General features: G+C 53.1%; 19 protein-coding genes. 16 read left to right on the forward strand and 3 right to left on the reverse strand.

Going from position 1 to position 26131, the window contains the following annotated elements; translation table 11 throughout:
* Positions 1–6: 6 nt before the first annotated feature.
* The 3 genes from E0L15_RS00925 to E0L15_RS00935 all read right to left on the reverse strand — a co-directional run bounded on the left by E0L15_RS00925 (position 7) and on the right by E0L15_RS00935 (position 3509).
* Positions 7–2082 (reverse strand): heavy metal translocating P-type ATPase, encoded by a 2076-nt coding sequence (locus tag E0L15_RS00925; RefSeq protein WP_206020506.1) that lies wholly within the window; start codon positions 2080–2082, stop codon positions 7–9.
* 58 nt (positions 2083–2140) lie between these two features.
* A complete protein-coding gene (locus tag E0L15_RS00930; RefSeq protein WP_087231707.1) occupies positions 2141–2413 on the reverse strand; it encodes a DUF6110 family protein in 273 nt (90 codons plus the stop codon).
* 175 nt (positions 2414–2588) lie between these two features.
* Positions 2589–3509: an AraC family transcriptional regulator gene (locus E0L15_RS00935; protein WP_168124217.1), complete on the reverse strand. Its 921-nt coding sequence runs from the start codon at positions 3507–3509 to the stop codon at positions 2589–2591.
* A 451-nt stretch (positions 3510–3960) separates the two neighbouring features.
* On the opposite strand from E0L15_RS00935, the gene E0L15_RS00945 reads away from it, so the two are divergent.
* The 16 genes from E0L15_RS00945 (at position 3961) to pflB (ending at position 26115) form a co-directional block, all read left to right on the forward strand.
* The gene (locus E0L15_RS00945) at positions 3961–4143 is read left to right on the forward strand and encodes a hypothetical protein (RefSeq protein WP_168124218.1); all 183 of its coding nucleotides are present in this window, start codon (positions 3961–3963) and stop codon (positions 4141–4143) included.
* Positions 4144–4436: 293 nt separating this feature from the next.
* Entirely contained in the window at positions 4437–5219 is a 783-nt protein-coding gene (locus tag E0L15_RS00950) for a ZIP family metal transporter (protein WP_087371327.1), read from the forward strand.
* 28 nt (positions 5220–5247) lie between these two features.
* The gene (locus E0L15_RS00955; protein WP_168124219.1) at positions 5248–6054 is read left to right on the forward strand and encodes a class I SAM-dependent methyltransferase; all 807 of its coding nucleotides are present in this window, start codon (positions 5248–5250) and stop codon (positions 6052–6054) included.
* Positions 6055–6312: 258 nt separating this feature from the next.
* Positions 6313–6930 (forward strand): TetR/AcrR family transcriptional regulator, encoded by a 618-nt coding sequence (locus E0L15_RS00960; protein WP_168124220.1) that lies wholly within the window; start codon positions 6313–6315, stop codon positions 6928–6930.
* A 93-nt stretch (positions 6931–7023) separates the two neighbouring features.
* Positions 7024–8826: an ABC transporter ATP-binding protein gene (locus E0L15_RS00965; RefSeq protein WP_087231690.1), complete on the forward strand. Its 1803-nt coding sequence runs from the start codon at positions 7024–7026 to the stop codon at positions 8824–8826.
* Positions 8827–10581: an ABC transporter ATP-binding protein gene (locus E0L15_RS00970; RefSeq protein WP_168124221.1), complete on the forward strand. Its 1755-nt coding sequence runs from the start codon at positions 8827–8829 to the stop codon at positions 10579–10581. It abuts the gene before it with no gap.
* A 264-nt stretch (positions 10582–10845) separates the two neighbouring features.
* Positions 10846–11685, forward strand: a complete 840-nt coding sequence (locus E0L15_RS00975; RefSeq protein ID WP_168124222.1) for a hypothetical protein — start codon at positions 10846–10848, stop codon at positions 11683–11685.
* 463 nt (positions 11686–12148) lie between these two features.
* A complete protein-coding gene (locus tag E0L15_RS00980; RefSeq protein ID WP_168124223.1) occupies positions 12149–14740 on the forward strand; it encodes an NEAT domain-containing protein in 2592 nt (863 codons plus the stop codon).
* Between the two features lie 99 nt (positions 14741–14839).
* The gene (locus E0L15_RS00985; RefSeq protein WP_243155339.1) at positions 14840–15622 is read left to right on the forward strand and encodes a heme-binding Shp domain-containing protein; all 783 of its coding nucleotides are present in this window, start codon (positions 14840–14842) and stop codon (positions 15620–15622) included.
* A 15-nt stretch (positions 15623–15637) separates the two neighbouring features.
* Positions 15638–16543, forward strand: coding sequence for a heme ABC transporter substrate-binding protein IsdE (gene isdE, locus E0L15_RS00990; RefSeq protein ID WP_168124225.1), 906 nt, complete (start codon positions 15638–15640; stop codon positions 16541–16543).
* Between the two features lie 13 nt (positions 16544–16556).
* Positions 16557–19742: a chitobiase/beta-hexosaminidase C-terminal domain-containing protein gene (locus tag E0L15_RS00995; RefSeq protein WP_168124226.1), complete on the forward strand. Its 3186-nt coding sequence runs from the start codon at positions 16557–16559 to the stop codon at positions 19740–19742.
* The gene (locus tag E0L15_RS01000) at positions 19727–21433 is read left to right on the forward strand and encodes an NEAT domain-containing protein (protein ID WP_168124227.1); all 1707 of its coding nucleotides are present in this window, start codon (positions 19727–19729) and stop codon (positions 21431–21433) included. The genes E0L15_RS00995 and E0L15_RS01000 overlap by 16 nt, the downstream gene beginning before the upstream one ends.
* Before the next feature lie 59 nt (positions 21434–21492).
* Positions 21493–22506 (forward strand): iron ABC transporter permease, encoded by a 1014-nt coding sequence (locus tag E0L15_RS01005; RefSeq protein ID WP_087231669.1) that lies wholly within the window; start codon positions 21493–21495, stop codon positions 22504–22506.
* On the forward strand, positions 22496–23272 hold the full coding sequence (locus E0L15_RS01010) for an ABC transporter ATP-binding protein (protein WP_168124228.1): 777 nt from the start codon (positions 22496–22498) through the stop codon (positions 23270–23272). Before E0L15_RS01005 ends, E0L15_RS01010 begins: the two co-directional genes overlap by 11 nt.
* A gap of 21 nt (positions 23273–23293) precedes the next feature.
* Positions 23294–23695 carry a YbaN family protein gene (locus E0L15_RS01015; RefSeq protein ID WP_087389540.1) on the forward strand — a complete coding sequence of 134 codons (402 nt, stop codon included), beginning with the start codon at positions 23294–23296 and terminating at the stop codon, positions 23693–23695.
* A 167-nt stretch (positions 23696–23862) separates the two neighbouring features.
* Positions 23863–26115, forward strand: coding sequence for a formate C-acetyltransferase (pflB, locus tag E0L15_RS01020; protein WP_087389543.1), 2253 nt, complete (start codon positions 23863–23865; stop codon positions 26113–26115).
* Positions 26116–26131 lie beyond the last annotated feature (16 nt).

The raw sequence follows: 26131 nt of genomic DNA on the forward strand, positions 1-26131 counted from the left end.
TGGTGATTACTGTGGGAGCTGGCTCATGCTCCGCAAGCTAACACCTACGGTGGAGATGTTGTGCAGCATGGCAGAGGTGGCAGGGGGCAAAATGCCTGCAACGCCCAGCCCAATGAGTGCGCCATTAAATCCGATTACAAAGCGGTAATTGGAATGAATACGGGCTATAAGTGCCATAGCGATTCGACGCAGCTCCACCAGTTCCCACAGGCTGTCGGCAGCCATGGTGATATCAGCAATTTCCCGGGCAATGGCGGCACCATCTCGGATCGCTATGCCTGCATCTGCCTCGGATAGGGCAGGGGAGTCATTGATGCCGTCACCCACCATCAAAACTGTGTGGCCATTCTGGCGCAGTTGAGCAATAAATTCTGCTTTATCTGCGGGCAATACCTCAGCACGAAATTCGTCCACACCCAACTGTGCAGCAATGGCTGCTGCAGTCCGATGGCTGTCACCGGTGAGCATCACTGTTTTTTTGATACCCATATTCCGAAGCTGGGAGAGTACTGCGGCAGCTTCTTCTCGCATTGGGTCAGAGATACAAATAACGGCTGCCAGTCGTCCCCCGATGGCCAGGTACAGGTGGGAGAATTCCGATGGCAGAGCATCAAATTGGGCTTGATCTTCTTCCGGTACCACGCATCCCTCATCCTCAAATACAAAATGAGCGCTGCCGATGAGGACCCGTTCTCCATTGACGGTGCTGGCGATGCCATGGGCCACTAGGTATTCCACCTTTGAGTGGAATTCATCATGGGTTAGGCCCTGTTGCTTGGCTTTCTCAACCACTGCGTTGGCAACGGAGTGGGGGAAGTGCTCTTCCAGACAAGCGGCCAGACGAAGCATCTCTTCTTCTTGCCTTCCCCCGAAGGCAAGGACCTGGACAACTTTCGGGCAGGCGTGAGTGAGAGTGCCGGTTTTGTCAAAAACGATGGTATCCGCCATGGCAACTGCTTCCAGAAATTTTCCGCCCTTGACCGTAATGTGAGCCTTTCCAGCCTCTCGCATGGCGGAGAGAACAGCCAAGGGCATGGCCAGCTTCAAAGCGCAGGAGAAGTCCACCATGAGTACAGACAGTGCCCGTGTAACATTGCCGGTAAGTACAAAGCTGAGCAAACTACCTGCAAACGTGTAGGGAACTAGTTTGTCTGCAAGAGTGGAAGCTTTACTTTCGGCAGCGGACTTTAACTGCTCGGAGCGTTCAATCATTTGAACGATTTGGTCGTAGCGGCTTTGGCCAGAGGCCTGTTTTACCTCCACAACGCATTCGCCTTCTTCTACCACAGTACCAGCGTAGACAGTGCTGCCGGAGTGCTTAGAAACCGGGACAGATTCGCCTGTGAGAGAAGCTTGGTTTACTGTGACTTCTCCTTCCAGCACGAGACCATCTACCGGGATCACACCTCCGGAGCGAACCACAACGGTGTCTCCAGCCGTAACTTGTGAGATGGGGACCAATACTTCTCCCTGGGGTGTGCGTAACCAAACTCGATCTACATTCAGAGACATGCACCGGGCCAGGTCTTCCACAGATTTTTTGCGGGTCCATTCTTCCAGCAATTCGCTAATTTCCAAAAGGAACATGACGGCTCCGGCGGTTCCAAAGTCTCTACGGCAGGCAGAGATGGAAATGGAAAGTGCATCCAGAACCTCCACTCGCAGTTTTCCCCGCAGTAGACAGCTTAGGCCACGATGCACAAATGGCACCATACGCCATAATATACGGGCGATCCGTAGAGGGGAGGGAAGAAACAACGAGGATGCTGCTTTCAACACAATTTTTCCCACCAGTTTTTCCTCAAACTCTCGGTTTAATGCACGGCTGCTGTGAACAGGCAGAGAAATGGACTCAGTAGCCTCTTGCCAAGAGAAGCGGCGGATATCGTCCAATACGGTTTGACGGCTGCCGTCATAGTGTAAGATGACACAGCACGTGCGCTCATGCACCGACACTTGCCGTGCCCACGGCTTGCGCAACAGCCAGGCCTCCAACAGATCCGCCTGCTCCAACGTCATTCGCGGTTGCTGGACCCGAATACGGATGCGCCCACGGCTTTCGTGCAGGATGATTGCCTTCATGATTTGACCTCCTTGATGAAAAAAGGGAGCCGCCCATGCGGCTCCCTCTGCTGTTTTCTTAGGCGTCCACCTCGTCCAGCTTGGAGGCAGCAGTTTCCTCTGCCTCCTTGGCAGCGCGAGCTTCATTCAAGTCTTTGGCAGAGGCAAGAATGTCAGCAGCATTCTCCTGTACCGTGGTTACGGTCTCCATTACAGAATCCTTCATGCGCAGTCCTACGGCAGTGGCATGAACGTAGGCTTTTTTTGCGTCCTTGCTGGACAGCAGTTTGATCCCGAAGGATCCAAACAAGGCTCCGCCTGCAAAGCAGGCCAATTTGCTATAAATACTCATGGTAACCCATCCTTTCCCTTACTTTCTCTTGTAGCCTGTCACCATGACCATGATCATACAGATGACGGCCCCCCAGGCCCAAAATCGATGCTGCTTCATTGGCGTCACTCCTTTTGTTCCAGGCTTCTTTGGAATGTCTCATCATTATAGCAGCAAAGTAGGACACTTTTCGTTGTCAAATCGGACGCGAGATTGCGGTTTCTGACATTTTTCTCAGTCGGCTTGGGGTCATACCATAGAATCGTTTGAATGTTGCATTGAATTGACTGATTCCGGTGTAGCCCACGGCTTGTGCGATTTGGTGGATGGGGAGTTTGGATGTGCAAATCAGTTTATGGGCCTGTTTCATGCGCTGTTCTACCAACCAGCTATGGACGGAAACCCCATACGCACGGTGAAACCATTCCTTCAAAAATGTGGGGGAAACAGAGCATTGTTTGCAGATGTGGGGGATGGTGAGTTTCTCCCCCAAATGGGCCTGCATATACCATGTGGCCTCCAAAATGCTCTGGGGGACATAGCGATGGACATTGGTACCTGGTGTATGAGAAACCGGTACTTTGGAGCAGAGCAAATATAACAATTCCACAGCCTTAAATACGCAATACCGCTCCTGAGCTTCTTTCGACAGGTTCAGAAGATCCTGAAACAGTGCTTGGGACCAGGAGGTTCCGGATATAACCATATGACCCCTGCTTGAAATCATCTTTTCTCTGACGATTTTAGTGTCTAGTTCCATTCCCATTGTGGTACAGATAGAGGAAAAACTGTCCTTTGCCAGCTTTGCATCTACCGCCACCAGTACACCACACAGGTCTGGGCTACACTGGCAGGAGAGAAGCCATGAGGGGTCTGAGAGAAGAAGAATATCTGACGTTTCCACGGTATAGGGCTCTGCTTGATCAGGATGAAGGAAAAGCCGACCACCGAAACAAAAGAAGGCTTCAAAATGCAGAGGCTTTCCCACCACCGGAATGGGCAGTTGTCCATTTCTGCTGGACCTTGTCAGGGAAAAGTGACAGATCTGGACTCCAGGCATACTGACACTCCATGAAATTTGGTGAATCCGTTGACTTTGTAGATATTCTCGCAACATGTTCTTATCCCGCCTCATGATAAAACAGACCTTTTCCGAGAGCAAACGCCAGTGGTTAGCGCATACTAACTGGATGATACATCATAATACGACAAGATGCAAGAATTTTCTGAATACAGGGAACAGAGGAGATGAAATCATATTTGTCATAGCGAGTTTTGCTTCCAGCCAAGGAGAAGTGCCGAGTTGATAGTGACCAGGACGGAACCCGCATTATGTACCAGCGCTCCCACAACCGGCCCTAATACACCGGTGGTGGCAAGGACAATGGCCAAAAAATTTAATCCCATGGAGAAGGTAAGATTTCGCTATGCAAATGGTCTTATGATTGACATGGATAGAGTCGTGTGGTAGAATTTAATGCAGTTAGCGATAGCTAACTGCGAGCGTTCTATGTTCTGATTATTCTCGGAACACAAAATAATACAAACTACAATGAAGGAGTGTTTTTATGCTGGAACACAAGAATACCAACGTCATGAATACTAAGGTTTCCGTCGAGAAAGTTGATTTACTGCATTTTGATCCCTTCAACCCGAATGGCCATTGTTGCTGCGGCGGGCACGATGGGCACCACTGTTGCGGAAAACATCATCACAATCATGACAACAGACCGGATGAGATATTCGATTGATGCCGAATGGATGCTATTACTGATTCATGATTTTTACGCTCGACTTTTCTTGATGGGTCGTTTTTTGATGATACATGAGTCATATAAGCGCAAGTAAAAGTGAAAATGGGAGCGTACTCATCAGAGCTGTCCGATGGGGACGCTCCCGTTTTACCTTCGAACGGTTAGAGCACTTTTGGAGCGGCAGGTAAGCAGCCTGTTGCTGACGTTCGGCGCACTGGAGGTGTCCATGCATATCAAGATTGTCCAGGTAAACTTTCCGAATAAATACTATGACCAGATTGGAGGATCGTATGTCAATGGAACTATGGCAAGGCCTGCTGATTCCTTTTGTTGGGACAACGCTGGGTGCGGCCTGTGTCTTTTTTATGCGAAACAATTTGAGCGAGCTGGTACAGCGTGCGCTTACCGGCTTTGCGGCAGGAGTGATGGTGGCCGCTTCCATCTGGAGTCTGCTGTTACCTGCGATGGAGCAGGCAGCAGATATGGGCCGATGGTCCTTTGTACCTGCCGTTGCGGGTTTCTGGCTTGGTGTTCTATTTCTGCTGGGGCTGGATCGGCTGATTCCTCATCTGCACCGCGGCAGTTCGGAGGCAGAAGGGCTCAAAAGCAGTCTTGGAAGGACAACCATGCTCACTTTGGCCGTGGCACTGCACAATATCCCAGAAGGAATGGCAGTAGGCGCGGTCTACGCCGGGTGGCTTTATGGAGACAGTGGGATCACGCTGGCGGGGGCGTTAGCTCTTTCTTTGGGAATCGCCATTCAGAACTTCCCGGAAGGCGCTATCATATCCATGCCTTTGAAGGCGGAAGGGTTCTCAAAATTCCGCTCCTTCCTGTATGGGGCGTTGTCCGGTGCGGTGGAGCCGTTAGGCGCCATCCTGACCATCCTTCTGGCTGGAATTTTAGTCCCGGTACTGCCCTACGCCCTGAGCTTTGCCGCAGGAGCGATGATCTATGTGGTGGTGGAGGAATTGATCCCGGAAATGTCAGTGGGAAAGCACTCTAATGTGGGAACCATTCTGTTTGCAGTTGGATTTACACTCATGATGACACTGGATGTGGCGCTGGGCTGAGGCTGGTTGCTTGGAAGGAGGATAACGAATGTCTCATTTAGGCGTTGTGGAAGATACGCTGTTTGTCCCTATGCTGGGTAGGCTCTATGCCAGCGAACATTGCCCGCAAATCTTATATGATAAAAAGGCGCTGGAGTTGAAGGAGAAGCTGCCGGCTGGTCTGCGGAAGCCGGGTGACCAGAACCAGTACACCTTGCTGGCCTCCGCCGTTCGGTCAGCCAATATGGATCGGTTCATCCGGTCATTTCTAGGACGCAGGCGGGACGGGGTCATCGTCCAGCTTGGATGCGGTCTGGAAACCACATATCATCGCTGCGACAACGGCTGCACTCGCTGGTATGCTGTGGATTTGCCTCATGTGGTGGAGTATCGGCGGGAGTTGCTGCCGGAGCCGGAGCGGGAAACCTATGTTGCTGCCGATGCCTTTGATGACGACTGGATCAGGCGGATCCGTGCCAATGTGCCGGATGCTCCCATCTTGGTCACCGCTGGTGGGCTGTTCCACTATTTTGAGAAAGCCAAGGTTATGGGGCTGCTTCGAATGCTGCAGCAATTCGGAGAGATAGAACTTGTCTTTGATGCTGTGAGCAAAAGCGGCATGGCCATGATGCGGAAAAAGTACATGAGGCAGGTAGGCCACGGCGATGCCCGGATGTTTTTCTATGTGGATGAAGCCTCGGAACTGACCGGGAAAATCGGCGGCGGGGTCGAGATTCTTGCCCAGGAAGCTTATTATCGCCATATTCCCAGAGATGGTTTGCGATTCTCCACAAAGGTCAGTATGGCAGTTTCTGATCGATGGTGCATGGTGAAGATGATACATCTGAAGCTATAAAACGACCATTTTGCCCATATTTTATCGCGGAACTTTCTGGTAGCGTATAGGTGAGCAGTATACTATGTTTTGGTGGACACGGAGTGGTAGAAGTTTATACAAAAGGATAGGAACTACGTTTGGTATGATATAAAGGGATTGCTGTGTTAATTTTATACAGCAATCCCTTTTGCGATATTTCTTTCACTGCCTCTTGACAAAAGAAGCTCACCGCTCTATTATAACAGTGTTATATATCACTGTTATATGAGGTTGTATATGGAAGAAAAATCGACTGCCACGCTGGAGAGAATCCAGCAGGCCGCTATGGAGGAATTTACAGAGAAGGGCTTTCAGGGCGCCTCTCTGCGGCAGATTGTGAAGCAGGCTGGTGTCACCACCGGCGCATTTTACGGCTATTTCTCCAGCAAAGAGGCGCTCTTTGCATCCATCGTGGAGCCCCACGCCGCCGCGCTGATGGGCCGGTTCATGGAAGCCCAGACCTCCTTTGCCGAGCTGCCGGAGCAGGAACAGCCAGAACACATGGGACTGGAGTCCAGCCAATGCGTCCATTGGATGGTGGACTACATCTGCGACCACCGAGAGCCGGTGAAGCTGCTGCTGTGCAAGGCCGAGGGCACCAGCTATGAGCATTTCGTCCATAATATGGTGGAGGTCGAAGTGGAATACACCCTCCAATACCTGGAAGTACTCCACCGTCTGGGGCATGAATGCCCCCAGCTGGATGCACAGCTATGCCACATCATTGCCAGCGGAATGTTTAACGGCATTTTCGAGATCGTCGTCCACGACATGCCCAAGGAGCAGGCCATGCGGTATGTGGACCAGCTGCAGGATTTCTACACTGCCGGGTGGTTGCAGCTGATCGGCCAGTAACATACCGCCAATCTTTTTCGTAAGATCGGGGCTTTGCCCCTTTCTTTTTACACAAAAGGTTAGCAATAGCTAACCATAAAAGGAGGAATATTTGTGAAGGAAAAGAAGCAAAACGCTCTGACCGTTCTGCTGGGATATGCGGGCAGCCACAGGCGGCTTACCTTCCTGGGGCTAGGACTGTCAGCAATATCCATGGTGTGCAGTATGATTCCCTATCTCTGTATCTGGCTGGCGGCCCGAGATTTGATTGCCGTGGCGCCGGATTGGACGCAGGCCCAGAGCGTGACGCGCTATGGCTGGATCGCCTTTGCTTTCGCGGTGGGCGGCATCCTCATCTACTTCCTGGGTCTGATGTGCACCCATCTGGCGGCGTTCCGCACGGCGTCCAACATCCGCAAACAGGGCATGGCACATGTGATGCAGGCTCCGTTGGGCTATTTTGATGCCAATGCTTCCGGTTTGATCCGCAGCCGCCTGGACGCAGCGGCCGCCGATACAGAAACCCTGCTGGCTCACAATCTGGCGGACATCGTGGGCACAATCACCCTGTTTCTTGCCATGCTGGTGCTGATGTTCGTGTTTGATTGGCGTATGGGTGCGGCATGCCTGCTGTCGGCGGTGATCTCCATCCTTGCCATGTTCAGTATGATGGGCGGCAAAAACGCCGAGCTTATGGCGGAATACCAGGCGGCCCAGGACCGTATGACCAAAGCTGGCACGGAATATGTACGAGGCATCCCGGTGGTCAAGATCTTTCAGCAGACCGTCTACTCCTTCAAGGCCTTTCAGCAGGCCATTGAGGAGTACAGCGCTAAGGCGGAGTACTATCAAGGTGATGTGTGCCGCGTTCCGCAGTCCATCAATCTGACCTTTACTGAGGGCGCCTTTCTGTTTCTGGTACCGGTGGTGCTGTTCCTGGCTCCCGGCGCACTGGCTTCGGGTGATTTTGCGGGACTTGTCACAAACTTCGCCTTCTACGCCGTATTCTCTGCCATCATTTCCACGGCACTGGCCAAGATTATGTTTGCGGCTTCCGGTATGATGCTGGCCAACACCGCTCTGGGGCGTATCCAGCCGGTCATGGACGCACCAATGCTGCCGGTGCCGAATCATCCCCAGACTCCCAGGGACAACCGGGTGGTATTCCGGGATGTGAGCTTTACCTACGACGGCGCGCAGTCTCCCGCCCTGTCCCAGGTCTCCTTCACCGCCGAGCCCGGAGAGACCGTGGCGCTAGTGGGGCCTTCAGGCGGGGGCAAGACCACCGCCGCCAGTCTAATTCCCCGGTTTTGGGACGTGGACACCGGCGCCGTGGAAGTGGGCGGCGTGGATGTACGCCAGATCGATCCCCATGTGCTGATGGATCAGGTCGCTTTTGTGTTTCAAAACAACCGCCTGTTCAAGGCCAGCATTCTGGAAAATGTTCGGGCGGCCCGTCCCAATGCCAGCCGGGAGCAGGTGCTGGCCGCCCTGGAAGCCGCGCAGTGCGGCGACATTCTGGAAAAGCTGCCTCAAGGGCTGGATACTGTGATCGGAACCGAGGGGACCTATCTTTCCGGCGGCGAGGCGCAGCGCATTGCGCTGGCACGGGCCATTTTGAAGGATGCCCCTATTGTGGTGCTGGATGAAGCCACCGCTTTCGCGGATCCGGAAAATGAAGCCTTGATCCAGAAAGCCTTCGCTCGGCTGACAAAGGATCGTACGGTCATCATGATCGCCCACCGACTCTCCACCGTGGTGGGCGCGGATAAGATCCTGGTGCTGGAGGGTGGCCGGGTGACAGAGCAGGGCACCCACGGGGAGCTGATTGCGGCAGGCGGATTGTACACCCGGATGTGGGCCGACTACAATCGGGCGATCCAATGGAAAATGGAAAGCGGCAAGGAGGGGAAATAAATGTTCGGAGCAAAATTTCAACGGAAATATGCCCTGACGGATCAGGGCGTACAGAATACCAAAAAGGGCACCTTTTGGACGGTGGTTGTCAATCTGGTGGTCATGGGCGGGGTCAGCATCCTGTACCTTGTGATGTCCGGCCTGATGGCATCTCTGACCGACAGTGCCTCCTTGACCGCCTCTCTGCCTGTACTGGCCGGTCTTGTGGTGTTTGCGCTTCTTTCCTTTCTCACCCATTTCCAGCAGTATAAGGCCACCTACGGTCTTGTGTACGGCGAAGTCAAAGCCACCCGGCTGGGTTTGGCGGAACGGCTACGCAAGCTGCCCCTTGGCTTTTTCGGTAAGCGCGATCTGGCCGACCTGACGGAGACCCTGATGGGTGATGTCAACCGCATGGAACATGTCTGGAGCCATGTGCTGGGCTACCTGTACGGCTCCTACATTTCCACCGCCGTGATTGCGGTCTGCCTGCTCTGGTATGACTGGCGGCTGACCATTGCCTGTCTTTGGGGAGTTCCGGTCGCGTTTGGCCTGCTGTTTGGAAGCCGGAAGCTCACCGAGCGCCGGGCTGAGCAGACCAAGCACGCCGCCGTGCGGGTTTCAGATGGGATGCAGGAGGCGCTGGAACATGTGCGGGAGATCCGTGCCACCAATCAGGAGGAGCGTTATCTTGCGGGGCTGTACCGGAAGATCGACGACCATGAACGGATCATGATCCGCGGCGAGCTGGTTACCGGCCTGTTCGTCAACGGGGCCAGCGTCATCATGCGGCTGGGCGTGGCGACCACGATCCTTACGGGCGCAGGGCTAATTTTGTCCGGACAGATCGACTTCATGCTGCTGTTTCTGTTCCTCATGGTCATTACCCGGATTTATGCGCCCTTCGATCAGAGCCTTGCTCTGATCGCCGAGCTGTTTGTCTCCCAGGTGTCGGCAGACCGGATGAACGCTCTGTTTGAGACACCCATCGCCGAAGGGGCGGAAATCTTCCAGCCCAAGGGACACGACATCGTATTTGACCATGTGGAGTTTGCCTATGACAAAAAGGCTGTCCTGCACGATGTCAGCTTTACTGCCAAAGAAGGCGAGATCACCGCGCTGGTGGGGCCCTCCGGCTCTGGAAAAAGTACCTGCGCCCGGCTTGCGGCGCGTCTGTGGGATGTCACCGGGGGCGCCATCAAAGTGGGCGGGGTGGATATTGCCACGGTGGACCCAGAGGTGCTGCTGACCGATTATTCCATGGTTTTTCAGGATGTGGTGCTGTTTGACGACACGGTGATGGAAAACATCCGCCTGGGCAGGCGCGGCGCCTCTGACGCGGAGGTGATGGCCGCAGCCAAAGCCGCCAATTGCGAGGAGTTTGTCAGCAAACTGCCCCAGAGCTACCAAACGCCCATCGGAGAAAACGGCGCAAAGCTATCCGGCGGCGAGCGACAGCGCATCTCCATCGCCCGTGCGCTGCTCAAGGACGCGCCCATCGTATTGCTGGACGAAGCCACCGCCTCTCTGGACGTGGAAAATGAGACCAAGGTACAGGGGGCGCTCTCGAAGCTTCTCACCGGAAAGACGGTACTGGTCATCGCCCACCGGATGCGTACTGTGGCCGGGGCAGACCATATTGTTGTTCTGAAAGACGGTTGTGTGGACCAACAGGGAACCCCGCAAGAGCTGATGGCAGAAGGTGGCCTGTTCCGACACATGGTGGAGCTTCAGAACGAAAGTGCTCAGTGGCAGTTGAATCGGGCAGGCTCATAATTCTTTGTACAATCAGGAAATGAGAGAAGCCCACAGTTCGAAAGGAGCTGTGGGTCTTTCTCTTGGCAGCAATTCTGTTGTCCGGTAGATCCAAAGCCTGTTTCTGCGTACATACAGAAAGCACTTCCTTGACAAGTGGGAAAAACAGGCGTATAGTTAACTCGAAAGTTAGCATAAGCTAACCTCGGTTGAAAGCCTAAGTTATTCGCCCATGCGCATTCCGGTTTTGCAGCATGAAGGGATGAGAGAGAAGGGAAGATTGGTATGTCAGAAGCATTGACACCATTTCAAATTCAGCTGTTGCTGTACTATCTGGAGGCAGAGCCGTCCAAGCGTACGGTCACCGATTCTGCCAGAAGCCTGGGGGTAGGGAAATGGGTCATTACCCGAGCCATGGATGCCATGGAGAAACAGGGAATTGTAGAACGGCTGGAACACCGCAAAACGGCCCTCACCGTACCTGGAATCAAGCTGGCGGAGCAATACAGACGTAAATTCTATGTGTTTCATCGATATATGCAGTACCTAGATGTCCCATTAAGTCAAATTCGAGAAAATGCGCTGCAGGGGCTGGCAGCGGGGTTTTCTGACGCATTTATGGATCGGCTCTCCGAACAGGAGAGCCGTATGGAAATCAAAGAACACTTTACAGGCCGTCAACGATTTCATGGCGGCGAAATTTGTGACCGCCTGGAAGACGGAAGCTACCACTTTCCGTTTATCATCTATCGAGAGCAGATGAAAAATCACAGCAATATCTCTATGGCAAATCAAGGTTTCGAGCATCCCTGTGAGCTGATGGTAAAGGATCACCAGGGACTGGTATATCTTACCGTCAAAACTGTGTCGGCTCAGTCGGCATTCAGCGGCAAGCAGATGGAGGGGCGGATTCAGAAGCTGCAATATCTATGCGACGGGGAATTCCGGGACGGTGGAATGGACGGACGCTACATATATTTCCCAGCAACTGCGCTACAGTTTATCTCTATGGGGAAAGGTCGTGACACGTTGCTTCATGGGAGCGTGTGCCTGAAGATGCAGTGCAGTGTGGGGGAAATGCATATGCCAGAGAGTACAGCAGTATTCACTGTGTTCATCCATTAAACACGGTGTTGCCCGAAAGATAGAAATTTTCTGTTGCACAGTTGCTCCAATCTTGATTTCTTTGTGGCTAAAGGATTTCAGGCGTTTTCTAATGGGGAAAAGATAGGTTTGTAGCAGAAGTGCAACAAAATATTCATTGACTACACTGGAAACAATGGATATACTATGCGTGCTTTAGGAAATGTTTGAGGTCCAAAGAGAAGAATATATATGGCGATTTACAGATCGACGAAATCCGGCTCCTTGTGGAGTTATTTTTTGGCCGGGAAGTTAGTTTCGGCTAATCGCTTGCCTGGTGAACAGTCTAACATACCTAAGGTGGAAGGTGCTGTATCATGTGAATAGAAATAGGAGGTGGTTTGATCCCGAATTGCCGTGTCAGCGGCTTTCTTTTTGTATAGTGGTTAGCGATTGCTAACAAGAGATTGTCAGTTTTTTCTTAGGAAAGAGAGGGGTTGCTTCTATGTGGATTGGAAAGCGTATGGCCAAGCAGGGCACATCTGCCGTTTTGGCAGCAGCTATGGTAGCCAGCCTGGGTAGCAATTATGGATTTGCGGACACTGTCCATGAGATAACCTACCCAGAAGGCTCCAGAGTTGTTCAGCGACTGGATGCGCCTGTGGAAGACGGGGTATACACCGCTTCCTTGAACTTAATGAATGCAAACAGTAGTGGACAGTACTCGATGGGAAACGCAGCACTTCGAGGCAGTGAATCGTTTCTGCAAAAACATCCCGACGACACCCAATACCAGGCGCTCTTGGTAGTGGAGCAGGGTACAGCCACTGCAATCGTAGAGTTTATGCCTATGGGGTATATTGGGCAGTATGGCTTTATGATGGAGTTGGAATCTGTCCAGGCAGAAGTTTTAACGAAATACGGGTATCCCGACGACAATTTCTGTACATACACTTCTGCAGAGCTGTTGACCCAACACCGAACACAAGATGGGAGCGTCGTGTATGATGCCTATAACAATCCAGAATCTGAAATGGTGTACGATGGGTCTAATCCTGATACCATGACACGACCGGCTGGATTTGGGCATGATGAACCTCGATTGATTGACATTGACAACCTGCCCTATCAGCATATGATGGCCTTGGATGTGACTCCCGTTGTGGTGGCCAATCAGTCCGGTGAGTTTGACATTCCACAGACTAGCAGCGAGTTCACAGTCAACAATGCAGCCTATGTGCACGTATTTGTTCCCATTATGTTCTCTATCAGTCCCACATCTGGAGACCAGTATGCCAGACTACAAGTGGATTGGAGCAGTCTTACTGAGGTGGAAAATGCTCAGGAAAATGTAAGTTATCAGCTTTGGAAGGCTAAGAATATTTCCAAAGGGAATTATACGGAAAGCTCCTATCAGGCTTTGCAGGAAACCATCGAAGATGTGAGTGGTAAACTCACCAATATATGGCCCGATTCCACGCTGGAGATGTCGGGAGCTGGCTTCCAGGCAGTTCCTGTGCTGAATCAGAAGGAATTTACGGTTCAGGAGCAGCAGGACATGGCCTCTGCCATTGCTGCTGCTATAAGCGAATTGGAAGAAAAAGGAGATAAGACATCCCTCCGTGCCCTCATCGAGAAAGCGGATGTTTGCCAAGAGTCTCAATATACCCCTGAAACATGGGAACCCTTCCAGGTTGCGCTGGCTGCAGCAAAACAAGTGGAGCGGGACGACAATGCAGGTGTCTCCGAAGTTACGCGTGCTGTGAGTGAGCTAGGAAACGCGTTGGAGGCTTTGGTGAAGCGCGCCAATACGGACGAGTTGAAAACTATTCTGGAACAGGCGAGTGTTCTGAAGAATGAAGGATATACGCAGGCTACTTGGAGCGCATTGCAACAGGCCATTGACCACGCTCAGCGAGTGCTGGACAACGCCAATGCCACACAAAGTGAGGTGGATGCCCAAGTTCAGGCACTGCAAACCGCTATGGATAACCTGAGAAAAGAGGGGGAGTTGGATCGACATACCCTGGAGGATGGGGTCTACTCTGTTTACGGTGAAATGTTCAAGACAAACCAAACGGATTACTCCATGTCCAATGATGCCATCCACCATACCTTGAAACTCACCGTGGAAGACGGTAAGTACTATCTGACAATGGATTTTCAAGGTCTTTCTTATCTGAATAAATATGGGTATCTGGCGGAACTGGCCTATTATGAAAATGGCTATCAATACGGCGCTTATGGTGATTTGCAGGGAACTGTGGTGCCTGCAACCGTGTTGTCCACACAGAAAAATCCAGATGGAACGGATATTGTGGATGAATTCAATCAGGCGGGTGGGATTTATGCTGGAAAACTTTATCCAGATCAAATCAAATTCCCCCTGGTATCGGATGCTCTGGAGGATGAGCAGGGATTCGTGCCGCTTCAGGTATTTGTTCCGGTCATGGAGGACATCTCCGCTGGATCTGGTACTCAGGATGTATTACTGAAGTTGGACTGGTCTACCTTGAAAAAGACCACCGAGGATGATCCTAACTTCCAGCCGGAAGAACCTGTGGAGCAGTCCCCCGCCGTCAACGTCACCGACACCACCACCGGCATCAAGGTAGAGGCTGACAAAGGTGTGTTTCCTGAGGGCGTCCAGCAGGTGGTGACCCAGATTACCTCCGGGGAAGTCTACGAAAAGGCTGCTGAGCTGCTTGCCGACGTGGGCAAGAAGTTCCGCCTGTTCGAGATCCATTTTGAGCTGAATGGTGTTGAGGTTCAGCCCAACGGTGTGGTCACCGTGTACTACCCCATTCCCGAAGGATATGATGCTGACAAGGTGGTTTTGTATCGAATCAATGAGGACGGAACCAAGACCCTGGTTAAGGGTACTGTGGAGAATGGCTACTATAAGGTGCTGACCAAGACCTTCAGCACCTACGCGCTGGTGGAGCAGGGCAGCACCATCACGGATGCGGAAAACAGCGCAAATGTGAATGGCAATCCCGACACCGGTGATCGTGCAAACGTAGCTCCCTTTGTAGTGTTGACTCTGTCCTGTGTCGGACTGATGGGGATTCTGCTTGCCAGAAAAAAAGAACAATGATACAGGGAGATTGATGTTATGAAGAATACCGCAAGAGAAGCTGTTCGAGGGCTTTGCGGTATGGTGGCAATGCTCGCCCTTGCGGCGAGCATTGTTTCCATGCCTGCATCGGCAGCTTCCCACGGCATATATACTGCCACCGCTACCGCCCACTACCGGCATCCAACCACAGGAGTCATCGAAGACTCTGGCGGAGAGAATTCTGCAGTACTAGGTCAGTCCATGACAGAAAGTGCTACCAATAAAAAGGCTCTGGTAGAGGTAGATGCAAGTGGTAACACATGGATCACCGTTCGCTTAAATCTAATGGACAACATTCAATCACCCAAGTTTCAGGTGGATGGACGTTCCGTTTCTGCCAGTCTGATGCAAGAAGACTATGGCAGCAATACTGCAGATTTTCGCTTGAAAGCCAACAGCGAGAAATCTATCATCCGCTGCAATATGTATGTGACCCCCATGGGCCGTGAGGTCATCTTTTACATTACCGTGGGCAATCTGAAGTCCGGTTCTGGGGATTTTGTTACCAGCATCTCGGTGGAACAGCCCAAAGCTACGGCTGCCCCTGCGCCTTCAGCCACCAAGACCCCGGCAGCCCCGGCTACCCATACGCCTGAGGCCACAGTGGCTCCCTCCGCTACCCCGGAGCCGTCTCCCACTACAGACCCAGAGGCCCAGTCCAGTGCCAGCGGCCTGGAGGAATTTGACGCCTCGGGCAACGCTGTGGAGGAAACCCAGGCGCCTGAAAACACCGATTCCTCCTCCGGCTCTCCCGTTCTCTGGTGGGTCATTGGAGGGCTGGTGGTCATCGCAGCTGTGGGCGGCGGCGTGTGGTACGTCTTCTTTGTAAGAAAGGGCAAGCATCCCTTTGGTAAGAAGTGAGGGAAGGAGCCGAGTATGAGACCAAAAAGACTTCTGTCTCTCTGCCTGGCGGGAATGCTGGCCCTGTCCGCCACCGGCTGTGTCAACCAGCATCCGGAGCAAACTGCAGATGACGGTTCAGACCAGGTGCGTATTGTAGCAACCTCACCTGCTGCGGTGGACATCTGCGACAAGCTGGAACTGGATCTGGTGGGTGTGTGCTCCTCCACTCTGAGTACCATTCCCGAACGATATCAGGATGTGACCACTGTAGGGACGGCTATGAGTCCGGATTTGGAAATTCTCAAATCTTTGAACCCGGACTATGTGATTTCCCCCAACAGCCTGCAAAGTGATTTGCAGCCCAAATACGCCTCCATTGGGGTCAGTTCCCTGTTTCTCAATCTGCGCAGCGTGGAGGGGATGTATGCCTCCATCGAGGGACTGGGGGAGAAATTTGACCGGGAGGAACAGGCCCAGGCTCTGGTGGAGGAATACCAGCAGTTTATGGAGGAGTACCAAAGCCAAAATGAGGGGAAGGAATCCCCCACGGTGCTGGTGCTCATGGGTCTGCCTGGCTCCTACATTGTGGCCACGGAAAGTAGCTATGTGGGCAACCTGGTCAAACTGGCCGGTGGGGTCAACGTCTATGGAGATGGGGACGGCCAGGAATTCCTCACCGCCAACACCGAGGACATGAAAACCAAGGAACCAGATATCATTCTCCGGGCAGCCCATGCTCTGCCCGAAGACGTGGTGGAGATGTTCCAGGATGAATTTGAAACCAACGACATCTGGAAGCACTTTGAGGCGGTGCAGGAGGGGCGTGTCTATGACTTGCCCTATGACCTGTTCGGTATGAGTGCAAAATTTAACTACCCCGATGCGCTGGAAGAGCTGCAGCCGCTGCTCTACGGCGAGGGAATAAAGCAAAATCCATAAGGGAGGCAAGATCATGACAACAACCAAACAGACGTGGTTCAAGCGTGGCTTGGCCATGTCCTTGGCTTCGGCCCTCACGTTGGGCCTGGCCACACCGCCGGTGTGGGCGGCTTCTCCGTCCACTCCAGAATTTGAAACCAATGCCACTTACCAGGTGGATGTCCAGATGCGCAAGCCTGACGAGGAAGGCGGATGGAACAGCAGTTTCTACAGCCATCTTCAGCGCACGGCCACTGTGACCACAGATTCCGATGGCAATCCCACCTTGGAGCTCCGGTTCCCTGAAGTGGTCGTCTGGGCAGACGACTATGAGACATCGGAGACCCAGTGGGTTACTGGCGTGCAGGTTTATGAAAAGGATAGCACCGACCCTGTTGCACTGGAATTTAATGAGGTGTCCTTCACGGAAGGATATTATACCATTCGTGGCGAAGCCACATTTGTGCTGCCCTACTGGGACAGTAATGAGTACACAGGTACTGTGACCCTCAACAACGAGACCCAGAGTGACATGGTGCTCACGGTGGACTGGTCCACGCTGGAGCAGGTGCTGCCTGAGGCAGCAGTTCCGGAGATCACCCCCAATGGAGCAGATTTTGAAACCTCCCAGGAGGTCACCATCACCTGTGACACTCCGGGGGCAACCATTCTCTACACCACCGACGGCAGTGACCCGTCCTATTCTTCCGGCTATCAGACGGGAGAGGTGTACAGCGAGCCCTTTACAGTAACCAGAACCACCACCGTCAAGGCGATTGCCTACGTTCCGGGTGAATATGACCCCAGCGCTGTGGTGTCTGCCGACTTTACCCGTACCACCATGCCTGAACTGGTGCCTGGCCAAGAGTATGCGGTAACCATCTCGGTGGACGACCCTCAATGGGAGCTGACCAGCTATGTACACACTCAGGCTGTGGTCACTGCAGACCAGAATGGAAGTCTGACCATGAAACTGACCTATCTCCAGGATTGGCAGGGGAACAAGGTCTCTGCTCTGAGCATGTACCAGGTGGAGGGATCTGAGGATAGTCAGAATTTGAAGAACTTAGAGATTACACCAGCCTCCGGTACAATTGGCTGGAAGGACATCAGCGGCACCTCTACCTTCCAGCTGCCTTACGCTGGTGTTAAGCAGAACTACACCGGCACCTATCAGCTCAGCGACGATACCTCTGGCACCTACACCTTGTCTGTGCAGTGGGACACTGCCCACCAACAGACTGCCTCTGTGGCCACACCGGTCATCTCCCCCAACGAAGGCTCTATTTATGAGGAGACAGAGGTGACCATCACCTGTGATACCCCGGATGCCACCATCTACTACACCCTGGACGGCACCACACCCACTCAGGAGAGCACCCAGTACACTGGCCCCTTTACCATTAACCAGACGACCACGGTCAAAGCCATTGCAGTAAAAGATGGTATGGGAAGTAGCTTTGAGGCTACTGCTACCTACACCTGGAGTTTGCTGGGGCAGTTCACCGGTGCCGAGATCCAGCCCAAGGATGGATACACCACCCTCACCCTGAATACTGAGGATACCCGTTACGGTGATGCCATTTGGAGTGACCAGATGTCCAGCCCTCAGTATTTTGTCCGGGTTACCCAGGGGGACCGGGAGGAGAAGTTTGTCTATAACGGCGGCGTGGGCGGTTTTGCCCTCAAGCGGGTTGATGATGGCGTGCAGATGCTGCTCAACTTCGATTCTGAGACTTGGGATCTTTCCCAGCCCATTACCCTGGACGTAGTGATGGAGGGTTCCAGCACCAAGCACGTGGTGCTGGATGCCAGCAACCTCGACGAAGTTACCTTGACTCAAGAGGATCAGTCTGCCGATGCAACTGGTGGTGCGCAAATTTCTGCCAGTGAAATGAAGCCGGGGCAGACGTACACCGCCACCTTCCAAGCCTTCCGCATTGACGATGGGGTCACTGAGTCCATGCTGGCTGGCTTCTTTGATCCCTATGTGGAAATCAAGGTGGCCCAGGACGGTACTCTCACCGCCTCCTTTTACAACACCGTGTTCGCTCACTCCATGCTGGACTTTGCCATTCAGAGCAGTGATGGCACCTGGAAGGGCGCCATCACCGACGGCTCCCGTGTCCCTGAGACGGACGCTTCCGGGAAAGTGGTAGCCGCTGTGTACACCTTGCCCATCTCCGCATTGGACAGTGGCTATATGGTGGGTGCAGTCAATGTACAGGCTATGGGCGGCTCTGAGGCTATGAACGGCATGTATGATCGATACACCCAGGTGAAGCTGGTATTTGACACCACCGTCACCGAGGGCTTTGAGGGCTTCCAGATCAAAAACTCCGGCTTCACCCAGGCTAAGCTTATCAACCGGGCGCTGATGACCGTGACAGGTCTGGACATGGACGGAGATGGCTATGTCACCACGCAAGAGCTCAACGACTTCCGATTTGCGGAAGGTAGGAAGAGCCTGGATTTGAGTTCCAGCACCCTGATGAACGCCTACGGCGTCTTTGATCCGTTCAAGATTCAAGATATTTCATGGCTTGCTGATTTGGGGGACAAGTCCCTGGAAAGCATTAACTTTAACGGCAACAGCATTTCTGAAATTCATGATGAGTTCCTGGGCTTTACCCAGCTCACCAGCCTAAACCTGTCCGCCAACTGTATTTCCACCATTGATGACGATGCCTTCTCCCAGCTTTCCTCCCTGAAGGATATGAAGCTGGCCAGCAACCTGCTTACTGTCATCAACGACAAACTATTTGCCGGCCTCAGCCAGGTAGGTGCCGGGGAAGACGAGTACATTCTGGATTTGGAGAATAACCGGATCTCCTCCATTGCTGCCGGTGCCTTTGATGATATGGAACATGTCACTGGTCTGTATCTGGCTCGCAACCAGCTGGTGAAGCTCAACGCCAATGCACTGCCTCAGCGGGAGACCTTTACCTGGCTGTCTCTCACCGACAACCAACTCATCCAGGTTCCTGAGGGGATCAACCAGATGTCTGGCATTACCGACTTGTACCTCAACCAAAATGATATTGCTCAGTTGGGCAGCGATTTGGATGGGATGCTTGCCCTGGAGACCCTGAATCTCAGCGATAACCTGCTGGAGGAGGTCCCGGCCAGTCTGGTAGAGACCAATCCCGCCCTCTCCTCTCTGGATCTGTCTAAGAATAGTTTGCGTGCCCTGCCTACTCTCCGTTGCTGGCCAAGGTAGCGGAAGGAGGCTATGGATTTACCAGCGCCTTTGAGTACAACTCTGTGGACCTGTCTACCTGTGATCTCAGCGGCTTTACCCAGGAGCAGATTGCAACCATTCAAGAGGCCGCAGGAGAATATCCCTCCAAGCATCACCTGGGGCTCACCCTGGAGGTGGGGGAGGGCACCTTGAGCTATCAGTCTCAGTTGTCCGCCTTCGATTATTACTATTGGGCTTTGTGCAAGGGCGGCTATGTGTCTTGGGAAATCGAAGACAAGCTGCAAGAAGTGTTGGGCAAAACCTCCATTGACACCGTGGAGGAGCTGCTAAAGTTCCAGGCTGTGGATTTGCCCGACTTCTCTCAAGAGTCTATCAAGGGCTCCATTCTCACAGATAAGACCGGTACTGTGGATGCCTTCACCGTGCGCACCGATGTACAGGAGCTTCGCAACGGCACCTGGTACACCCTCAGCACCACACAGGTCAGCCAGGATGAGGATGCTTGCTCCGGCACCTTCCAGCAGGAGGGAATTACCCCTGAAGGCCGTTACCGTTTGGTCAAGACAGTGACTGGCACCAAGGCAGAACATCGCATTGTGGTTTATTCCGGCACCGGAACCGGGGAAACTCCGGATCAGGATGTGCTGGAGGATGGCATCTATTCTGTAAAGGTGGACATGTACCAGACTGACCGCAGCAAGCTGTCCATGTCCAACAATGCCATCAACCACACTGTAAAGCTGGAAGTGGTAGACGGAGTCTATTATGTGACCCTGGACTTCAAGGGCATGGCCATTGATAATCGCTTTGGCTACCTGTCCACCCTGTCCTACTACGATGAGGGCTATGTGTACAGCCAGTATGGCAGACCCCAGGGAGATCTGGTGTTGGCCGAGGTGCTCTCCACACAGAAGAATGCCGACGGCAGTGATGTCATCGACCAATACAACGATGCCAACCACCTATATCCCGACCAGGTGCGCATTCGCCTGGTGTCCACCGCCATTGCTGACCGGGACGGCTTTGTGCCCCTGCATGTCTTCGTGCCCATTATGGAGGCCATCAGCGCCGGTACTGGTGATCAGGATGTGTTGATGAAAGTTGACTGGTCTAGTCTGGAGAAGACCACTGAGGATGACCCTGACTTCCAGCCGGAAGAGCCGGTGGAGCAGTCTCCTGCTGTGAATTATACGGATGAGAAGACCGGTGTCACCGTCTGGGCTGACAAGGGAGTGTTCCCTGCAGGCGTGGGCTTTGAGATTACGCCCATAACCTCCGGCAGCGAGTATTCTTCCGCTGCCTACGCTCTCCAGGAGGTTGGGAAGAAGTTCAAGCTCTACCAGGTGAAATTTGTGGATGCCAATGGGGAGCAGGTGGTACCCAATGGAACGGTCTCCATTGGTTTCCCCATTCCGAATGGATATGCGGACCAACAAGTAGCTGTGTATCGCATGGCAACGGACAATAAAGTGCTGGTTCGTGGTAGTTTGAGAGATGACTATTATACGGTCATAACCAAATCTGCCGGAGCCTATGCACTGGTGGAAAAAGGCAGCACCATCACCGATGCGGAAAACACTGCTCAGGTGGGTGACGTCCCCCAGACCGGAGATTCCGCCCAGTTGCTTCCTCTGGTGGGAGTGATGATGAGCTGCGGCCTAGCTCTGGCAGGATGCACCGTATACGCTGCCCGTAAACGCAAGGGCTGATACCACAGTAAAGGCCGGGATGCCGTACTTCGACATCCCGGCCCTGCCTGCTTTATCTCATGGAAGGAGGTCTACTCGTCTTGATCAGCCGAAAAAAGATCATCGGCTCTTTTGTGGGAACGGCTGTGCTGCTGGTTGGGCTGTTTCTCTTTGCAGTCAACACCGGCAGCTTGAAGGTCACCCCTGTGGAGCTGTTCCGAGGACTCTTTGTGGCCTACAATGAAAACGTGGCCACCATTTTTGACTTGCGATTTCCCCGTATTTTCATTGCCATGTTCGGCGGAGCTGTTATGGCGGTGTCCGGCGTGCTGCTGCAGGCGGTGCTGAAAAACCCGCTGGCGGACCCCGGCATCATTGGCATCAGCTCCGGTGCCAGCCTGGTGGCGGTGCTCATCACCGCCTTTTTCCCCGCACTCTACTTTTTTACTCCGCTGTTTGCCTTTCTGGGTGGTATGCTTGCCTTTTTCCTGGTGTACTCCCTGTCCTGGAAGGGCGGGCTGTCCCCGCTGCGTATCATTTTGGTGGGCGTGGCGGTGAATGCCATGTTCTCCGGCCTCATGAGTGCCTTCAACTCCGGCACCGGAAGCAACTATTCCGGGGTGGCCAGCATTGTCAACGCCAATATTACCATGAAGACATGGAGCGACCTGCAAACCCTGCTCCTCTACGGGTTGGTGGGACTGATTGCCTCGTTCTTTGTGCTGGGGCAGTGCAACCTGCTGGCTCTGGAGGACAAAACTGCCCGAAGCCTGGGGGTCAATGTGAATCGGAGCCGGATTGTCATCTCTGTCATTGCCGTGCTGCTGGCGGGGATTGCCACCGCCGTCATCGGCCCCATCAGCTTCCTGGGTTTGATTGTCCCCCACATTGCCCGGCTTCTGGTGGGCAGCAACCATAAAATTCTGGTGCCCTACACCATCCTGTTGGGAGCATTCACCCTGCTGCTGGCTGACACGGTGGGGCGTACCATTGCCGCACCCTACGAGATCAGTGCATCGGTGATCATGTCTGTGGTGGGTGGCCCGTTCTTTATCATTTTGCTGAGGAGGTCCAGACAGAGCTATGGTCAGTGATGTTTTTACCGTCAAAAACCTATCCTTTGCATACGGAAAGCACCAAGTGCTCCAGGGACTGGACTTTTCCCTCCGTGAGGGGGAAATTACCACTCTGATTGGCGCTAATGGCTGTGGCAAATCCACCCTGTTCAACCTGATGACCAAAAATCTGAAACCAGACCAGGGGGAAATCCAGTTCCGGGGGCAGGACATCGCCCATCTTCGGCTGAAGGACTTTGCCAAAGAGGTGGCCATCGTCCACCAGTACAACACCGCACCCCCAGACCTGACCGTGGAGAAGCTGGTGGGGTATGGCCGCACCCCTTACCATACCCTGGGTCTGTCCGGCGACCCCCAGCAGGACGAGGAGAAGATCCGCTGGGCTCTGGAGATCACCCACACGGTCAAACACAAGGACAAGCCGGTGGCAGAGCTGTCCGGCGGCCAGAAGCAGCGGGTGTGGATTGCCATGGCCCTGGCCCAGGATACCAAGGTGCTTTTTTTGGACGAGCCCACCACCTATCTGGATGTGCGCTACCAGCTCCAAATCCTCAAACTGATTCAAAAATTAAATCGGGAGTACGGCATTACCATTGTGATGGTGCTCCACGACATCAACCAGTCCCTCTATTACAGCGATGAAATTGTGGCCATGAAGGGCGGAAAAATCATTGCTCAGGGGGTACCGGAGTGCATTTTGACCGGAGAACTGGTCAAAGAGGTGTATGACGTGGACTTGACCATCCAGAGCGTGGACGGAAAGCCCTTTGTGATTCCGGTGTAGGGAGGAAAGGGGAGGCCTTCTATGAAAGTGAAACGACTGTTTTTTCTGGTGCTGGGCTGTGTCTGTCTGGGGCTGGGGTGCATTGGCGTTGTGCTGCCCATACTGCCCACAGTGCCGTTTTTTCTGGTCACCGTATTCTGCTTTGCAAAAAGCTCCCAAAGACTTCATAGCTGGTTTGTGGGGACGCGGCTTTACCAAAAGCATCTGGACTCCTTTGTGAAGAAAAAGGGCATGACAGTACAGACAAAGGTTGGCATCATGGTGCCTGTGACCCTGCTGATGGGGGTTGGTATCTTTATGATGCTACGAGGTGGAATTGTGATTCCCAGTATTATTTTGGCCATTGTCTGGGTGTGCCATGTTATCTACTTTGTCTTTGGAGTGAAAACCATCGTGTCAAAATCAGATAGTAGGGTCAAATGAATTTATCTGTGCAACGCCTTGACAATCTATAATGCGATGTGGTAATGTATTTCCTGTGGTTAGCGGTGGCTAACCCACTTGCAGGCAATAGCGTTACACCGTACAGCGGATTCATATAGATTCTTTTCCGCTTTGATGTAGTCCGCATTTTGTGAAAGGAGAACGTCATGACAAATTATAAGCAGTGGGAAGGTTTTGAAGGCCGTATCTGGAAGGAAGAGGTCAATACCCGTGACTTTATCCAGAAAAACTATAAGCCTTATGATGGGGACGAGGCTTTTCTTGTTGGCCCTACTGAGGCGACAAACAAGTTGTGGGATGCCTTGCAGGCCTTGCAGAAACAAGAGCGAGCCAAGGGTGGCGTGCTGGATATGGAGACCGAGGTTGTCTCTGGCCTGACTGCATATGGCCCCGGGTACATTGATCCTGAACTCAAGGACTTGGAGCAGGTGGTTGGTTTGCAAACTGACAAACCACTCAAGCGTGCATTTATGCCTTATGGTGGCATCAAGATGGCAGAACAGGCTTGTACCACCTACGGCTATACCCCCAGCGAAAAGCTGCATGAGATTTTCACCCAGTATGCCCGTACCCATAACCAGGCAGTATTTGATGCATATACCCCTGAAATGAAGAAGGCCCGGCATAGCCACATCGTCACGGGTTTGCCTGACACCTACGGCCGTGGCCGCATTGTGGGAGATTACCGCCGTGTGGCGCTGTATGGCATTGATTTCTTGGTCCAGGAAAAGCAAAAAGATCTGGCCAACTGCGGCGACGGCACGATGTTGGATGACGTGATCCGGCAGCGTGAGGAGATTGCGCTGCAAATCCATGCCCTGAAGGGTATGAAAGACATGGCCGCCGCATACGGCTATGACATCTCCCAGCCTGCCGCCAATGCCAAAGAGGCCGTCCAATGGCTGTATTTCGGCTATCTGGCCGCAATCAAAACGCAGAATGGTGCGGCTATGAGTGTGGGCCGTGTCTCTACGTTCTTGGATATTTACATTCAGCGGGACATGGAGCGGGGCGTTCTCACGGAACGTGAGGCCCAGGAACTCATTGATCATCTGGTTATGAAGTTCCGTATGGTCAAGTTTGCACGTATTCCCAGCTACAATCAGCTGTTTAGTGGTGATCCGGTGTGGGCCACTCTGGAAGTGGGTGGCATTGGCATGGATGGCCGTTCCATGGTCACCAAGACAGACTTCCGTTTCCTGCATACGCTGGAAAACATGGGACCTGCTCCCGAGCCCAACATGACGGTCCTGTACTCTTCTGCATTGCCCAAAGCATTCAAAGATTATGCTGCTCGTGTCTCCATTGATACCTCCTCGGTCCAGTACGAGAATGACGACGTGATGAAGCCGGTTTGGGGAGACGACTACTCCATCTGCTGCTGTGTGTCTGCCACGCAGACTGGCAAGGAGATGCAGTTCTTTGGGGCTCGTGCCAACTTGGCCAAGTGTCTGCTGTACGCCATCAACGGTGGCATGGACGAAAAGCTGGAGGAACAGGTGGGCCCGGCCTACGCCCCCATCACCAGTGAGTATCTGGACTATCAAGAGGTCATGCAGAAATACGACGTGATGATGGACTGGTTGGCTGGTCTGTACGTCAACATTCTCAATCTCATTCAGTACATGCATGATAAGTATTACTATGAAGCGGCTGAGATGGCCCTCATTGACACCGACGTGCGTCGTACCTTTGCCACGGGCATTGCTGGGTTCAGTCATGTGGTTGATTCCCTGAGTGCGATTAAGTATGCCAAGGTCAAGTGTATCCGCAATGAAAAGGGATTGGTGACCGACTACGAGGTGGAGGGTGACTTCCCCAAGTACGGCAACGACGATGACCGTGCAGATGACATCGCCGTTGAGCTGCTGCGTAGCTTCCTGGAGAAGATCAAGCGCCGCCACACCTATCGCAATTCTGAGGCAACTACCTCCATACTGACCATCACCTCCAATGTGGTGTACGGCAAAGCCACCGGTGCCATGCCGGACGGACGCAAGGCCTACACGCCCTTTGCTCCCGGAGGTAACCCCAGCTATGGGGCTGAAACCAATGGCCTGCTGGCCTCCTTGAACTCGGTGGCTAAGCTGCCCTACCACTGGGCGTTGGATGGAATCTCCAACACCCAGACCATCAGCCCTGAGGCGCTGGGTCACAGTGAGCAGGAGCGGGTGGAGAATCTGGTCCAGGTCATGGATGGATATTTTGACCAAGGTGCCCATCACTTGAACGTCAATGTGTTCGGTGTGGAAAAGCTGATGGATGCCATGGAGCATCCTGAGAAGGAAGAGTACAGCAACTTCACCATCCGGGTATCGGGATATGCAGTCAAGTTCATCGATCTGACCCGTGAGCAACAGATGGATGTGATTGCCCGCACTTGCCACAAGGTCATGTAATCTGATAAAATGATTT

The organism is Pseudoflavonifractor sp. SW1122, from assembly GCF_012027765.1.
In the GTDB taxonomy this organism is placed as follows: domain Bacteria; phylum Bacillota; class Clostridia; order Oscillospirales; family Oscillospiraceae; genus Enterenecus; species Enterenecus faecium.